The organism is Streptomyces viridochromogenes (genome assembly GCF_001270495.1).
GTDB classification, from domain to species: Bacteria; Actinomycetota; Actinomycetes; order Streptomycetales; family Streptomycetaceae; genus Streptomyces; species Streptomyces viridochromogenes_A.
This window is the reverse complement of sequence record NZ_LGUR01000182.1, coordinates 1-214: the sequence shown is the minus strand read 5'-3', so window position 1 is coordinate 214 and position 214 is coordinate 1. Positions and strand designations below refer to the sequence as shown.

1 rRNA gene is annotated in these 214 nt (G+C 55.1%); it reads left to right on the top strand.

Going from position 1 to position 214, the window contains the following annotated elements:
• A 23S ribosomal RNA gene (locus ADK36_RS18035) occupies window positions 1-214 on the top strand; the annotation flags it as partial.

The following is a 214-nucleotide window of genomic DNA, read 5'->3' as shown; positions in this document are numbered from 1 at the left end:
GATAGCGGATAGTACCGTGAGGGAATGGTGAAAAGTACCCCGGGAGGGGAGTGAAATAGTACCTGAAACCGTGTGCCTACAAGCCGTGGGAGCGTCGGAACAAGGCTTGCCTTGTTCTCGTGACTGCGTGCCTTTTGAAGAATGAGCCTGCGAGTTTGCGGTGTGTTGCGAGGTTAACCCGTGTGGGGAAGCCGTAGCGAAAGCGAGTCCGAAT